Annotated in this window: 13 protein-coding genes; 8 read left to right on the forward strand and 5 right to left on the reverse strand. The window is 70.5% G+C overall.

Annotation, left to right across the window (positions count from 1 at the left end):
• Positions 1-2: 2 nt before the first annotated feature.
• Positions 3-1,052 (reverse strand): LacI family DNA-binding transcriptional regulator, encoded by a 1,050-nt coding sequence (locus ABEA24_RS10895; RefSeq protein WP_345430570.1) that lies wholly within the window; start codon positions 1,050-1,052, stop codon positions 3-5.
• A 332-nt stretch (positions 1,053-1,384) separates the two neighbouring features.
• Between ABEA24_RS10895 and ABEA24_RS10900 the strand changes: the two genes are divergently transcribed.
• Entirely contained in the window at positions 1,385-1,813 is a 429-nt protein-coding gene (locus tag ABEA24_RS10900; RefSeq protein ID WP_345430571.1) for an SRPBCC family protein, read from the forward strand.
• A gap of 4 nt (positions 1,814-1,817) precedes the next feature.
• Here ABEA24_RS10900 and ABEA24_RS10905 read toward each other — a convergent pair whose 3' ends face one another.
• Entirely contained in the window at positions 1,818-3,824 is a 2,007-nt protein-coding gene (locus ABEA24_RS10905; protein WP_345430572.1) for a zinc ribbon domain-containing protein, read from the reverse strand.
• A gap of 267 nt (positions 3,825-4,091) precedes the next feature.
• Between ABEA24_RS10905 and ABEA24_RS10910 the strand changes: the two genes are divergently transcribed.
• Entirely contained in the window at positions 4,092-4,958 is an 867-nt protein-coding gene (locus tag ABEA24_RS10910) for a C39 family peptidase (protein ID WP_345430573.1), read from the forward strand.
• Positions 4,959-5,029: 71 nt separating this feature from the next.
• On the opposite strand, the gene ABEA24_RS10915 is transcribed toward ABEA24_RS10910, so the two are convergent.
• Genes ABEA24_RS10915 through pdhA form a run of 3 tightly spaced genes read right to left on the reverse strand, consistent with a single transcriptional unit; the run spans position 5,030 to position 8,780 of the window.
• Entirely contained in the window at positions 5,030-6,655 is a 1,626-nt protein-coding gene (locus ABEA24_RS10915) for a dihydrolipoamide acetyltransferase family protein (RefSeq protein WP_345430575.1), read from the reverse strand.
• Positions 6,652-7,653: an alpha-ketoacid dehydrogenase subunit beta gene (locus ABEA24_RS10920; RefSeq protein WP_345430642.1), complete on the reverse strand. Its 1,002-nt coding sequence runs from the start codon at positions 7,651-7,653 to the stop codon at positions 6,652-6,654. The genes ABEA24_RS10915 and ABEA24_RS10920 overlap by 4 nt, the downstream gene beginning before the upstream one ends.
• A gap of 14 nt (positions 7,654-7,667) precedes the next feature.
• Positions 7,668-8,780, reverse strand: a complete 1,113-nt coding sequence (gene pdhA / locus ABEA24_RS10925) for a pyruvate dehydrogenase (acetyl-transferring) E1 component subunit alpha (RefSeq protein ID WP_345430576.1) — start codon at positions 8,778-8,780, stop codon at positions 7,668-7,670.
• 110 nt (positions 8,781-8,890) lie between these two features.
• On the opposite strand from pdhA, the gene ABEA24_RS10930 reads away from it, so the two are divergent.
• From ABEA24_RS10930 to ABEA24_RS10955, 6 genes are all read left to right on the forward strand, one after another.
• Positions 8,891-9,391, forward strand: a complete 501-nt coding sequence (locus tag ABEA24_RS10930) for an Lrp/AsnC family transcriptional regulator (RefSeq protein WP_345430577.1) — start codon at positions 8,891-8,893, stop codon at positions 9,389-9,391.
• Between the two features lie 172 nt (positions 9,392-9,563).
• Positions 9,564-11,123 (forward strand): class I adenylate-forming enzyme family protein, encoded by a 1,560-nt coding sequence (locus ABEA24_RS10935; protein WP_345430578.1) that lies wholly within the window; start codon positions 9,564-9,566, stop codon positions 11,121-11,123.
• 30 nt (positions 11,124-11,153) lie between these two features.
• Positions 11,154-11,789, forward strand: a complete 636-nt coding sequence (locus ABEA24_RS10940; protein WP_345430579.1) for a type 1 periplasmic-binding domain-containing protein — start codon at positions 11,154-11,156, stop codon at positions 11,787-11,789.
• A 234-nt stretch (positions 11,790-12,023) separates the two neighbouring features.
• Positions 12,024-12,920: a phosphotransferase gene (locus ABEA24_RS10945; RefSeq protein ID WP_345430580.1), complete on the forward strand. Its 897-nt coding sequence runs from the start codon at positions 12,024-12,026 to the stop codon at positions 12,918-12,920.
• A 52-nt stretch (positions 12,921-12,972) separates the two neighbouring features.
• Complete coding sequence (locus ABEA24_RS10950) at positions 12,973-13,677, forward strand: hypothetical protein (protein WP_345430581.1); 705 nt, start codon at positions 12,973-12,975, stop codon at positions 13,675-13,677.
• A 33-nt stretch (positions 13,678-13,710) separates the two neighbouring features.
• On the forward strand, positions 13,711-14,403 hold the full coding sequence (locus ABEA24_RS10955; RefSeq protein WP_345430582.1) for a haloacid dehalogenase type II: 693 nt from the start codon (positions 13,711-13,713) through the stop codon (positions 14,401-14,403).
• Positions 14,404-14,454 lie beyond the last annotated feature (51 nt).

Genomic DNA, 14,454 nt, shown 5'->3' on the forward strand with positions numbered 1-14,454 from the left:
GGTCAGGCGGACGGCGGAGCGGTGGACAGCCGGATGCGCAGCTCGGTGGCGAGTTCGACGCGCGGGCTCACCAGCGGCTCGCCGTCGAGCAGCTGGAACAGCGTCCGGGCGGCGATCCGCCCCATCTCCTCGAGCGGCTGGCGGACGGTGGTCAGGGGTGGCGACAGCCACTGGCACAGCGGCAGGTCGTCGAAGCCGACGACGCTGAGGTCCGCCGGGACGCTGAGACCCGCCTGGCGCGCCGCCTCGTAGACGCCCATCGCCTGCTGGTCGCTGCCCGCGAAGATCGCGGTCGGCCGGTCCGGCTGCTCGAGGAGCTCACGGGCCGCCTGGAACCCGCCCTCGTACCGGAAGTCGCCATACCTGATCAGAGTGCGATCGAGCTCCATGCCCGCGCGTTCGAGCGCGGCACGGTACCCGTCGATCCGGGCCTGGGTGCACAGCATCTCCTGCGGGCCGCCGATCGCGGCGATCCGCCGGTGCCCGAGGGAGATCAAGTGCTCGGTCGCCGACAGGCCGCCCGACCAGTTGGTCGCGCCGACGCTCGCCAGATCCGGGTCGGGCAGGTCGACCGGGTCGATGACGACGAGGGCGACACCCGCCCGCTCGATCTGTGCGCGCTGCTGCGCGGTGATCCGGGACGTCACGAGGATCACGCCGTCGCTGTGGTGCTGGACGCTCAGCGACGCCCAACTCGGCGGCCGGGCGTCCTCCCCGCGTACGAGCGAGACGACCGTGCCGGTGCCGCGTTCGGCGCACTCGGCCTCCACCCCGCGCAGGATCTCCACCGCCCAGGGACTGTCCAGGCCGCCGATGACGACGTCGACCAGCCCGGACCGGCGCGCCCGCCGTACGCCGGGCGCGAGGTAGCTGTGGGCCTTCAGCAGCCGGGCGACCCGTTCCCTCGTGGCCGCGGCGACGTCGGTCCGGCCGTTGAGCACCTTGGACACCGTGGCCGTGGAGACGCCCGCCTCCATGGCGATGTCGGCCAAGGTGGGCCGGGAGCGCCGACCGGTCGTCGGCTCCGATCCCGTTCCGGCTGGACGTCCCACCGCACTCCTCCACATCGTCGACCGTACGTTTCGAAGATTAGCGCAATCTTTCGGCGAACCCTGATTCCAGGTCGCCCGGGTGGCCGTCACGCCCTGTTGGACACACGGACACCGGGAGTTCCGGCCGAATGGCCGGAGTGGGCCGCCGACAAATTTCGAAAGGTATCGATCAGACTCGCGGTCCCCCTGCCGGTGCCACGATAGGCCGACCGGTCTCCGCTCCGCCGGGCTTCCGCGGATCGATCCACGTGTCGGCCCGGCCGCTGCGGGTAGCCGAGCGAGCAGCGCGGCGGGCGCACGTCACCGCCGCCCTGACCGGAAGGAATACGACGATGAGCGAGTACGAGGCCTCCCGGCGCATCACCGCGCCCGCGGAGCTGGTGTTCGACGAGGCGTCCGACCCGGGGACGATGGACGCGTGGCTGCCCCAGAACGTCCACCTGGAATCCGCCGACCTGCCGGAGGTGACGGTCAGCCACGGCGCCGACCGGGAACGCGCCCTGCTGCGGGCGGAGCGGGATCAGCTCCGGGTGGAGTGGGGCACCCGTGACACCGGCGACTACGCCGGCTGGCTCCAGGTCACCGGCATCGAACCGGAGCACAGCGAGGTGGTCGTCCACCTGTCGTTCTTCGACCCCGACCACGCGCCACCCGGCGCGAAGGTCGAACAGGCCCTGCACGAGAGCCTGGACCGCCTGGCCGACAAGGTGGAACGGGGTGAGTCGGCCAGCGGAACGGGCCCTGCACCAGAGCGTCTCTGATCAGCTAGGGATCCGTAGTCAGAACGAGTGTTGTGGCTGGGGGATCTGCCCACCGTGGTGGGGTGGCGTGGGCGTGCAGGTGGAAGCCTGCGCCCAGTGCCGCCCCTTTGGGCCGGTGCCGTGGACGGCCCCGGCTGGTAGGGGTGTTTGAGCTGATCGTGTGCACGGGTGTGCGCACGCCCTGGTACCGGCAGGCCGCCCGCGGCAGTCTGTGGTCCGTGTGAGCGTGTCCCTCCGGACGCTGACCCGCCGGCCTGTTGGGGCTGGGGGTGGAGGGTGCCCTGCGTCGCCTGGGCGCGGGGCGTGGGGTTCGGCGGGGGGTGGGTCCGGCCTTGGACCGGTCACCTCCGCTGGCCTGAGCAGGCGCGGTCGGGGTGACGACCGCGCCGGCTTCGAGGGTGTCGATCACACCGGGGATGGCCATTTGGCCGGTGGCGCGGTCGATGGTGGTCTTCGTCTGGTGGGTCAGGCCGCGGGCGGCGATGCGGCGCCATGCGCCGTGGTCGCGGTCGCCCTGCCAGCCACAATCGGGGTCGGGGCAGATCGCCCATTTCCATCCGGGGATGGTGGGCCGGTCGGGTGCCTTGCAGTGCCGCAAAGGGACCAGACACTGCGGGCAGTGCTTAGAAGTATTGCGGGCCGGGACGGTGACCACGGCGATGCCGGTCTCGGCGGCAACGTGCCGCATGTTGCCGACGATCTGCCCGCGCACGGCTTGGGACAGGCGGGTGTTGAGGGTGCGGCCCATGCCCTTGGCCTCCATCGACCGCAGATCCTCCACATAAATCACACTCGCACCCGCAGCGATCGCCTGATCCACCGCCCACCGCGCCGCCGCCCATGCCAGTGCGTCGTTCAGCCCCGACCGGCGGTCGGCCACGCGCTGGCGTTCGGCCGTCAGGACGGCGTGTTTGGCGGCCAGGGCGTGGCCCTGGCCGCCTCCGATCAGCTGTTCGTAAGTATCGGTTTTGGCGTGCAGGTGTTCGCCGTGGCGGCGAAGCCGGTGCTGACGGGCCACCACTCCGGCGGCTCGAAACATCGCCCCGGCGCCCAGCGCGGTGATGGCGCCGTCGGGATACAACCGACAAGCCCCCGCACTGAGCAGGGTGTTCAGACCCCAGTCCACACCCAGCGCCGTCGAGTGATCCTTCCGTTCAGTCTTGGGGACGGGGTGGGAGAACGACAGGTCCGCGTGTACTTTCTGGCCTCGGGGGCGCAGTGTGGGCAGGTGCAGCACCGCATCCGGCGGCACGGTGGACGGCAGCGTGATCGGACAGGACACCCAGGCCCAGTCGGCATACGAGTACGGATCCGGGCGGGTGGGCAACTGCAGCCGCAGCAACACCCTGGCCGCATCGTCGTCGGCGCGTTCCAGGGTGGCCTGTTGGCGGTCCACCGCAGCGAGCACTAGCATCCGCGCCGCGTTCGGCGGGTCTTCCAGGTCGAACACATCGACCGGAAACCGCCCCTGAGCGTCGGCAAACGCGGTGATCTGCCGTGTGCGCGCTTTGATCACGCTGCTGGTCAGGGTCCTGCCGTCCGGGATCGCCTCGCGGACAGCGTCCCACTCGGCCGGCGTGCGCTTGCCCGGGTCGGCAGGCCAGGCCGCCACGATCCCGCCGACCATCTCGACACGGTGCTGCGCACCGCGCAGGATCCGCCCGGCCTGTTCTTGAGCCATCCGCACGATCCGGTCATTGACCCGCACCCCCTCAGGCACGGCCACGCCCCAGCCCAACCGGCGCAACGCCATCCACGCATTCGACGGCAAGACGCGACCCGCGCCATCCACCCCAGCGGCCAGCACGGCCACATCACCAGCATTCCAGTGCCCGGCCAGCAGACCGGTGGCCATCCCGGCGACCAGGTCTGCGGCCCAGCCCACCCGCTCAGCCACGACCCGCGCCGTCAGGGCCTCTCCCGTTTTCTCATCCACCCCGCCGCGCAGCAGAACATGGGCGGCCGCAGCCCGCGCCACCTGGCCGTCGGCCAGCGCAAGCTTGCGGCTCATACGACACGACCGGACGACACGCGACCAAGCATGTACGCACAGTAGCGATCCGTATCCGCAGTCCGCTCGGCGATTCGAAAATCCGAGCGAGATCAGCGCCTTCAGGACATCCACCGCCTACCGGCGAAGCACCATCGAGTGCACCTCGCTTACGCCATCTTGTGCAACCACAGCAACTCGACACCTTCCAGTGACCGCTACGGGCTCTGACCCACTCCTGATGGGTCAGAGCCCCGCTATGCAACATCACAGATCCCCAAGAAACCTGTGAGCTTGGACCGCCCGGCCGACAAGGTGCGAACCGCGCCCGCCGCCGCCGCGCGGCAGGCTGACAGCGTCGCGGGAACCTACCTCGCGGACGCGTCGACGGGCCGGCGGACCCGGGCGGTGACCGGCCTGTCATCGGACTTCCGGCTCGCCGGAGTCGACCGCGGTGTCCTGCGAGTCGCCTCCGACCGGTTCGGCGACAAGACCGTGAACGCCGCGGCGATCGCCCAGGGCACCGCGACGGCGCCTGCGGCGAGCGGCCTCGCGCCCCGGGTGGTGCGCCCCATGGCGCGCACCAACTCCGCGGCGTTCGTGAACCAGATCTACGACACCCGCGACGCGTTCGACGGCCGAGGGTCCTGCGCCTCCACCAGTGCCGTCATGGACCTCGCCGGCTACCAGCTCGCCGCGTCGCCCATCACGGTCAACTACGGCGGCACCCATGTCACGAACTACGGCCGGTACGTCACCGACGCCTACACCTACAACGGGACCACCTTCAACCGGACCGCACCCGACTACTCCGGCAACGGCGCGTGGGCCGGTGCGCACGGCTGGATGTACGACCCGCAGTTGGGCAACGTCTGGAGCCGGTTGTTCGACTACCTGAACCGCCACACCGGCTGGGCCCAGGAGAACGGCTGGGACGCCGCGTGGGTCAGGCACCAGATCGACATCGGCAACCTGGTCGTCGTGGCCGGCAACATGACCAGCGCCGGTCACATGGTCCTCATCAAGGGCTACACCGACGATGGCCAGTGGATCGTCAACGACCCCTTCGGTCCGTGGACCAATGGCGGCCCCGGCGGCGAAGGCATGACCTACAGCACCGCCTACCTGCAACCCACCCAGGTGTGGGGGAACTGACCGAAGACGCCTGTTCGCCCCGGCGCCGCGGACGCGGTGCCGGGGCGAATGCCGTGGCAGACTGCGGCGGGCTACAGATGGGCGACCATGAGCTCCGGTCGCTCCACGCAGTCGGCGATGAAGCGCAGGAATCCCCCGGCCACGCCTCCGTCACAGACCCGGTGGTCGAACGTGAACGACAGCTGCGTGACCTTGCGCAGCCGGATCTCCCCTTCGTACCCCCAGGGCCGGTCGATGATCCGCCCGACGCCGAGCATGGCCGCCTCGGGGTGGTTGATGATCGGGGTGGAGCCGTCCACGCCGAACACGCCGTAGTTGTTGAGCGTGAACGTCCCCCCGGTGAGGTCCTGCGGGCCGAGCCGGCCGGCGCGCGCGTCCTCGGTCCGCTCTCGGAGCCGGGCGGCGAGCTCGGCGAGCGTGAGCCGGTGCGCGTCGCGGACGACCGGCACGACGAGGCCCCGGTCGGTCTGCGCGGCGAAGCCGAGGTGCACCTGCGGGACCTGGACGATCTCCTGACGTTCGGTGTCGACGTAGGAGTTCAGCTCGGGGAACCTCCGCAGCCCGGCGACGCAGATCCGGGCGAACAGCGCCAGCAGGCCGATGCGGGCGTCCGGGAGAGCTCGGTCGAGATCGGCCTTGAGCTCCACCAGCGGCGTTGCATCGACGTCGACCCACGTGCTCGCGTCCGGGATCTCACGCCGGCTGCGGGAGAGCTTCTCGGCGACGGTCCGCCGCACGCCCCGCAGGGGCACCCGGACGGGGGCTTCCTGATCAGGCGCCGGCCGTTCCGGCGTCTCTGGTGCGACGGCCAGGCCGGGCGCCGACGCGGACCTGACAGTGGCCGCCGGAGCCGTTCCGGACGTGATCGCGGCGATGGCGGCGTCGACGTCCCGGCGGAGCACGACGCCACCGGGACCGCTGGGGGTGAGGGCGGCGATGTCGATGGTGTGCGTCCGCGCCAGCTGGCGGACCACCGGTGATATGACGCGCGGAGCCTCCGCCCGCGCGGCCGTGACGGGGGCCGAAGCCGCGGGCGCCGGCCCGCCCGGCGTGGTCACCGGGGCCTCGAGAACCGGCCCGGCCGCCGTGGACGCCGGGGGCACGGAGGACGTGCGGGACGAGGGAACCGGCCCGGCCGCCGTGGACGCCGGGGGCACGGAGGACGTGCGGGACGAGGGAACCGGCCCGGCCGCCGCTGAGGGCGGGGCCGCGGGAACCTGCCCGCTCACCACGGACACCCGAGGGCCGGGAACCGGTCCGGTCGCCCGGCGGGGCGGCACGGACCCGGTGCGTCCGGCGCGGCGGCGGCGCGATCGGCGTGCCGTACCCGTCCCGTACCCGACGAGGACGTTGCCCGATCCGGCGCGTTCCTCCTCGCGGTACCGCTCGTCGCGGGCGGACGGGCCCGCCGTCGGCGGCGGTGCCGTGGCGTCCGGTTCCGGGGCGGCGGGTCGGTCCTCGACGGTCACCGCGATGAGGGGCTCGCCGACGCCGATGACGGATCCGACCCCTCCGTACAGCCTCGCCACGGTGCCCGCGATCGGGATGGGGACGTCGACCGCGGCCTTGGCCGTCTCGACCTCGATGACGTTCTGGTCGACGGTGACGGTGTCCCCTGGGGAGACGCGCCACTCGGTGATCTCGGCCTCGGTCAGGCCCTCGCCGAGGTCGGGGAGCCGGAAGACCACCTCGCTCACGCCGCACCGCCCAGCGGGAGGAAACGGGTGTCGGGCCGGTCGTCGCGCTGCAGCCGGTCGAGCGCGTCGAGGATCCGGTCGACGTTCGGCAGGTGATGGTGTTCGAGCATCGGCGGCGGGTACGGGATGTCGAACCCGGTCACCCGCAGCACCGGGGCGTGCAGGCTGTGGAAGCACCGCTCCTGGACGCGCGCCGCGATCTCCGCGCCCACTCCGGCGAAGCCCGCGGCCTCCCCCACGATCACGCACCGGCCCGTCTTACGCACCGACGCGGTGACGGTCTCGTCGTCGAACGGCACGATCGTCCGCAGGTCGACGACCTCCAGATCCCACCCCTCCTCGGCGGCGGCCTCGGCCGCCTCCATCGCGACGGGGACGGTCGGGCCGTAGGCGACGAGGGTCGCATCGCCGCCGGGGCGGCGGACGGCGGCACGGCCGAACGGCTCGGTGCGCGCCGGCAGGGTGACCTGCGCCTTCGCCCAGTACAGCTTCTTGGGCTCCAGGAAGACGACGGGGTCCGGGTCGTCGATCGCCTCCCGCAACAGGGAGTACGCGTCGTCCACCGTCGCGGGCGTGACGACCTTCAGCCCCGGGGTGTGCGCGTAGTAGGCCTCGCTCGAGTCGCAGTGGTGCTCAACGCCGCCGATGCCGCCGGCGTACGGGATCCTGATCACCATCGGCAGTTCGACCCGCCCGCGGGTGCGGTTGCGCATCTTGGCCACGTGCGAGGCGATCTGCTCGAACGCCGGGTAGGCAAAGGCGTCGAACTGCAGCTCGACCACAGGCCGGAAGCCGCCCATCGCCATGCCGACCGCGAACCCGACGATGCCGGCCTCGGCGAGCGGCGTGTCGAAGCAGCGGTCGTCGCCGAACTCCGCGGTGAGGCCGTCGGTGATGCGGAAGACGCCGCCGAGCGGGCCGACGTCCTCGCCGAAGACCACGACCCGTTCGTCGCCTGCGAGGGCGTCGCGGAGCGCGGCGTTCAGGGCCTGCGCCATGGTGGTCGTACCGGTCAAGTCAGCGCCTCCTCGGCCTCGAGTTCGGAGCGGAGCGACTCCCGCTGCTCGCCCAGCTGCGGGGTCGGGACGTCATAGACGTGGTCGAACAGCCCGAGCGGGTCGAGCTCCGGGTCGGCGTTCATCCTGGTGCGCAGCCGGGCGGCGTACTCCTCGGCGGCGGCCGCCGCCTCCGTGACGTCGTCGTCGCCGAGGTGGCCGCGGCGGCGCAGGTACGCCTCCAGACGGGCGATGGGGTCGCGCCGACGCCACTCCTCCGCCTCGGCGTCGGTGCGGTAGCGGGTCGCGTCGTCGGCGTTGGTGTGCGACTCGAGTCGGTAGGTGAGCGCCTCGACCAGGAACGGTCCCTGGCCGGACCGCGCGTGCTCCGCGGCGGCGGACAGCACCGCCAGCACCGCGACCGGGTCGTTCCCGTCGACCCGCTCCGAGCGCACCCCGTAGCCGACGCCCTTGTGGGCCAGGGAGGGCGCCGCGGTCTGCCGGTCGAGCGGGACGGAGATGGCGTACTGGTTGTTCTGCACCAGGAAGATGACCGGCGCCTTGAACACGGCGGCGAAGTTCAGCGCCTCGTGGAAGTCGCCCTCGCTGGTCGCGCCGTCGCCGACGCAGGCGAGCGTGATCCGGCCGCTGCCCTTGCGCCGCTCGGCGTACGCCAGACCGGCCGCGTGGACGGTCTGGGTCGCCAGCGGCGTGCACTGCGGCGCCACGTGGTGCCGGTTCGGGTCGTAGCCGCAGTGCGCGTCGCCGCGCAGCAGCGCGAGCACCTCGGTGGGCTCGATGCCGCGCGTCACGAGCGCGACGGACTCCCGGTAGGTGGGGAACAGCCAGTCGCCGTCCTCCAAGGCGAGGACGGCGCCGACCTGACACGCCTCCTGGCCGTGGCTCGACGGGTAGACGGCGAGGCGTCCCTGTTTCGTCAGCGCCGTGGCCTGGGCGTCGAACCGGCGCCCGACGACCATGGCGCGGTACGCCTGTCGCAGCGTCTCGGAGTCCGGCAGCGGATAGCGGGGACGGCTTCGTACCGCCGCTCCGGTGTCGGTCAGGAAACGGACCGGCTGCGCCGAGGGAAGCAGCGCCTCCGGGCCGCCGTCATGATGTCGCTCGGTCATACGGCCCCACCCTCCTTGCTCGACCAGTGGTAGGAATATCGTTCGAAACAGGGCCAAAAGAACAGATGCCAGGCCAAATCAGGAACGCATTGCTCAGATAGGGACGGCTGATGGACCATCTGTCGTTCGAGGCGGCGGCGCACCCTCGTCCCGCCGGACGATCGGCGGCGCTCGACGACATCGACCGGGCGATCCTCCGCGAGCTGGAGGCCGACGGCCGCCTGTCCATGCGCGCCCTGGCCGAGCGGGTGAGCATCTCCCGCTCCAACGCCTACACGCGCGTCGAACGGATGATCTCCGAAGGCGTCATCACCGGATTCACCGCCCGGATCGACCCGGTACGCGCCGGGCTGGGCACCTCGGCGTACGTGCTCCTCACCATCGAGCAGCACTCGTGGCGCGAGGTGGCCGCCCGTCTGCGCGACGTGCCGTACATCGAGCACATGGCGTTCGTCGGCGGCGACGTCGACCTCGTGCTGCTGGTGCGCACGCCCGACAACGTCACGCTCCGCGACGTCGTGATCGCCCGGATCCACGCGGTCCCGGGCGTACGGTCGACGCGGACGTGGCTCATCTTCGACGAGGCGGCCGGCGGAAGCCGCTTCGAGTGAATCGCTCGACATGCGGGGCTCTTCCGGCCGACGAGCGACGGAGATCGATAAAGCCCGGCATTCGCCGCTAAAGTGACACGGCGCCTTCACCCGAAGTGGCGAGGCGTTGGCAGACCGTCCCCGATCAGTGATCGTTGAGTGAGATCGGTCGAGGAGGAGCACCATGCGGGCGATGACGGTCGGAGCCGTGCTCGAGGGCGCGGCGGTACGGGGCAAGGCGTTCCTGTACGACGGCGACGACCCCATCACGTTCGCCGAGTTCGACGAGCTGACCGACCGGGTCGCGTGCGGGCTGCTGGCCCGCGGGATCCGGCGCGGCGACCGGATCGGCCTGCTCGGCCTGAACACGCCGGAGTGGCTGGCCGCGTTCTTCGGCGCGGCGCGGATCGGCGCCGTCGTCGTCCCGCTCAACGTCCGCTACCGGGAACGGGAGCTGTCGTACATGCTCGGCCAGAGCGGCGCCCGGATGGTCATCTGCCTCGACCGTACGCCCGACTTCGACTTCGCGGCGTTCTTCGAGGGCTTCCGGCAGCGGCTGCCCCACGTCGGCGACTACGTGTTCTTCGGCAGCGGATTCGCGGGCAGTGCCTCGTTCGACGAACTCACCGCGACACCGGCCGATGCGGCCTTGCTCGCGGCGGTGCGCCCGACGGTGGTCCCCGAGGACCCGCTGATGATCCTCTACACCTCGGGCACGACCGGGCGGCCCAAGGGCGCGATGATCACCCACCACGGCATCCTGGCCTCGGCGTCGGCGCAGGCGGACCACTGCGGGATGAGCGACCGCGACGTGCTGCTCGGGCACCTGCCGTTCAACCACGTCGCCGGCATCACCTGCACACTCATGGCCGCGCTGGTCAGCGGCGGGTCGGTGGCGCTGCTGCCCGCCTTCGGCCCGCAGGCGGCGCTGCGCGCGGTCGAGCGCCACCGGGTGACCTTCCTGGGCGCGGTGCCGACGATGTACGTGCTCATGCTCGGCCGGGAGGACTTCGCCGACCACGACGTCTCGTCGGTGCGCGTCTGTCTGGCGGGCGGGTCCAACGTCGAGCCGGCGCTGGCCGACGCGATCCGCCGCGGCTTCCCCGGGGCACGGCTGTACGGCCTGTACGGGCTCTCGGAGTCCTCCGGAGCGTGCGTGATCTCGCGGTCGGACGACGATCCCGGGACGGTCGCCCGCACGCTGGGCGTGATGATCGGCGACTTCGAGGCCCGCGTCGTCGGTCCGGGTGAGGTGGTCCTCCCGCCGGGCGAGACCGGCGAACTCCAGGTCCGCGGCGACTGCGTGACCGCCGGCTACTGGGACATGCCCGAGGAGACTGCCGAGGTCTTCCTGCCCGACGGCTGGCTGGCCACCGGGGACATGGTCGCCATGGAGCCGGACGGGCATCTGGTGCTGCGCGGCCGCAAGAAGGAGATGTACATCCAGGGCGGCTTCAACGTCTATCCGGTGGAGATCGAGAACGTCCTGGCCACGCACCCGAAGGTCGCCATGGTCGCCGGGATCGGCGTGCCCGATGGCGTGCTCGGGGAGGTCGGCCGCTTCTACGTCGTGCCGCGACCGGGAGCCGAGCCGCCCACTGTCGACGAACTCACCGCCTACTGCCGGGAGCGACTGGCCGACTACAAGGTGCCCCGCCAGTTCGTCGTCACCGCCGACGTGCCGCTGACCCCCGTCGGAAAGATCCACAAGGCGCTCCTCAAGGAGAGCCACCTGTCGAGCCGCGCGGAATAGCCGCGCGAGCCCCAGAGCCGAAACGGAGCCTTGACGCTCGACCGCCGGCTCAGCGACGGCGGCATCGACAGCGTCGTCGCCGACAACGAGACGGCCACCGCCGCCGCGATCGACCACCTCATCGGCCTGGGCCACCGCCGCATCGCCTTCCTCGGCTCGGTCCGACCCGAAGAGCCCCCCACTCTGCGGATCGGCAACGTCCGGGCGAGCGTCGCGGGCCCCGCCCGGCCGTCCCTGGAGCGCGTGCGGGGCTGCCTGCGGGCATTGTCCGCAGCGGGGATCCACGCGGACCGCGACCTCATCGCCTTGGTCCCGCACGACGAGCCGAAGCGCCGCGAGCACGCGGTCGAGACGATGCTCGACACCGAACGCCCTCCCGACCGCGCTGTTCACCGCCGACGGCTACATGACGAAAAGCGCGTTCGAGCTAGTGTCCGAGCGGAACATCGCGATCCCCGACGAGCTCTCCCTGACGGCTTCGACGACCTGGAGTGGACCACGCTCGTACGACCCCGGATCTCGGTCGACGTACAGCCGTCGTACGACATGGGCCGCGCCGCCGCCGACAGCTCTTCACCCAGATGGGACGCTCCAGCCCGCTGGACGCGACCCGCCGAGGCCGCCGCACCGTCGTCGCCGCCCGCTTCCTCGAACGGGAGAGCGTGACGGCGGTCCGCTGAGTCACGGCTACTTCCAGCAAAAGCCACCTCGCACGCGGGGACTGGAAGACGACCGCCACCCCGACGGCCATCGGCGGCAGTAGCGGGCGGTCGAGTGAATATTGCGGTGCGGAGCCGACCATGGGCACCTAACGTGATCGGAGTGAGGACGCAGCCGGAAGATCTCGACGAGGAGCGATTGCTCCGAGCTTTGGGTGAGTGGGGAATCGGTGCGACCTCAGTGGAGTATGCCCCGGTCGGTTTCGGTGACCATCACTGGATCGCGGTCGGTGACGCCGGAGAAAAGTGGTTCGTCACCGTCGCGGACCTGGAGCTCAAGGGCGAGCAGGACTCACACGCCGCGCTGCGGAGCCTACGCGCGGCCATGGACACCGCCGCAGCCCTGCGTGATGAGGGGCGCGTAGATTTCGTGGTGGCCCCGTTGCGGGCCGCCGGCGGCGAAACCGTCCGCCGACTCGGCCCTCGGTACGCCCTCAGCGTCTTTCCCTTCGTGGACGGGGTTCCCGGAGACTTCGACCAGCCCCGGACCGCGCACGAACGCGGCGCCGTTTTGGAACTGCTCGCCGAGTTGCATCGACAGGCGCCGCCGGCATCGGTGCCGGTTCTCGACCTCGAGCTATCCATGCGCGGCCTCCTGCACAGCGCTCTCAACGACGCGATCCGCTGGGCGTCCGGGCCGTTCACCGAACCTGCCAGAACCCTGCTGTCCACGCATGCCCCCGCGATTCTGCGACGAGTGGAGGAGTTCGACCGGCTGGTCGAAGACGTCAGAAGAAGCGACGGCGCACCCGTCCTCACCCACGGCGAGCCGCACCCGGGCAACCTCCTGCAGTGCGAGAGCCGCTACCTGCTGATCGACTGGGACACGGTCGGCCTCGCACCGCCTGAACGCGACCTGTGGTCGGTCGCGCAGAGCCCAGAAGACCTGGAGCGGTACGCCGAGGCCACTGGCCACACCGTCAACGCCTCGGCCCTCACGCTCTACCCACTCCGCTGGGATCTCGAAGAGGTGTCCAGCTACGTCGACTGGTTCCGCGCACCTCATGACCGTTCCCTCGACACGGAAGAGGCATGGCAAGGCCTCCTGGAAGCAGTTGCGCACCTTAGTGAGGTTTGAAAAGTTCGATCGTTCATCCGTATTTGTGCCGGTCAAGCAAGGTAGGCGCGCCATGTCCGAGGGTCCAGACATCGCCCCAGACTCCCCATCCACCGATATTCCAGACATCATCAGCGACAAGTTCGACTATCCGGCACACCGCGTGATCGGTTCAGCCGCTGAAGCCGTGAACTGGGTTGAGTGCTCGTCGCTGCCCGAGGTGGACAAGGCCGCGTTTCGCGTCTTCGTGGACAGGTTTCCCGGACTCACCTTCTACCGCGACGACGCGGCTCTTCTGGCTCACCTGGAGCTACGCAACGCGGTGGTACTGCCGCCTTGGCTGTGGGAGGTCCGGCAGACGCTGTCCGGCCTGGGGCCGGACGTTCAGATCCGTTTCGACGACTTCGACGACTGGCTCAGCCCACGCGCGGATGACACGGATGACGACGACGGCTTCATCGACCTGTGGTACGAGGACCGCTTCTTCGGCTATCTGCAAGACGAAGACCGTGACCGGCTGATGACGGGGGCCGAGTGCTACCCGATCTTGTCCGCCACGACCGGGGTGGAATACCTGCTCGCCGCCGACCTCCGCGATCCTGCGAACGGACGCATCGTCGACCTGTGCGACGAGGACATCATGGACAACCGCTACGCGGGCAGGCCAGGCACTGAATCGGTCTATCCCGCGTTCGAGTCGTACGCGAGCATGCTCTCGCACATCATCGAGTGCCGTATGGAGGACGGTACGGTGATCCGCGCCCGGAACCTTGCTTGACCGCGTCTGCCGTCCACCCCAGGAGCGCTTCTCGTGAGTTCACACCCCGACATAGACGTGATCGTCTTCGACATTCTCGGGACCATGGTCGATGAGCCAAGCGGGATCAGACGCGGCATCCGAACCTTGCTCCCAGACATCGACGACGCGAGGACGAGCGAGCTTGTCGAGGTGTGGTACCGGCATGTCGACGAGCAACAGCAGGAGGTTCTCGCGGGCCGTCGCCCCTACTCCGACAGCACGGTGATCGACCTCGAGGCGGCGACACGCGTCGCGGCCGAGGCCGGTGTCAGCGACGCGGACGCGGTTCGCTCGCTGGCGGCCTCCGGGCAGCGGCTGGAGCCGTGGCCGGATTCTGTCCCGGCGTTGGACCGGATCGCCTCGCGGTTCCCGGTGGTCGGGTTGTCGAACGCCAGCCGCTCAGCGCTCACCCGCATCAGCGCGCACGCCGGGCTTCGCTGGCACCAGGTGCTCTCGGCCGAAGACGCGCACAACTACAAACCCCATCCCGCCGTCTACCGACTCGCGATCGCCAACGCAGGCTGCTCGCCGGACCGCCTGCTCATGGTCGCCGCCCATGCCTGGGACCTTCGAGGCGCGCAGGCTGTGGGCATGAGGACCGCCTACGTCGAACGCCCCGTCGGGGACCCTCCCAGTGCGATCGACGCATTCGAGCTGCACGCAAAGAGCCTCGATGACCTGGCCATGCGTCTCAACGCGACCTGACGACCCAGGTCGGTGCCGTTCGTGTGACCGCAGAAGCATTCGTTGCACGTC

The sequence above is a fragment of the Actinoallomurus vinaceus genome, assembly GCF_039542055.1.
GTDB lineage: Bacteria > Actinomycetota > Actinomycetes > Streptosporangiales > Streptosporangiaceae > Actinoallomurus > Actinoallomurus vinaceus.

Excerpts from the sequence above, each read along its gene's own strand:
- ABEA24_RS10900 (WP_345430571.1), top strand. The coding sequence starts at position 1,385 with ATGAGCGAGTACGAGGCCTCCCGGCGCATCACCGCGCCCGCGGAGCTG.
- ABEA24_RS10905 (WP_345430572.1), bottom strand. The coding sequence starts at position 3,824 with ATGAGCCGCAAGCTTGCGCTGGCCGACGGCCAGGTGGCGCGGGCTGCG.
- ABEA24_RS10920 (WP_345430642.1), bottom strand. The coding sequence starts at position 7,653 with ATGGCGCAGGCCCTGAACGCCGCGCTCCGCGACGCCCTCGCAGGCGAC.
- pdhA (WP_345430576.1), bottom strand. The coding sequence starts at position 8,780 with ATGACCGAGCGACATCATGACGGCGGCCCGGAGGCGCTGCTTCCCTCG.
- ABEA24_RS10930 (WP_345430577.1), top strand. The coding sequence starts at position 8,891 with ATGGACCATCTGTCGTTCGAGGCGGCGGCGCACCCTCGTCCCGCCGGA.
- ABEA24_RS10935 (WP_345430578.1), top strand. The coding sequence starts at position 9,564 with ATGACGGTCGGAGCCGTGCTCGAGGGCGCGGCGGTACGGGGCAAGGCG.
- ABEA24_RS10950 (WP_345430581.1), top strand. The coding sequence starts at position 12,973 with ATGTCCGAGGGTCCAGACATCGCCCCAGACTCCCCATCCACCGATATT.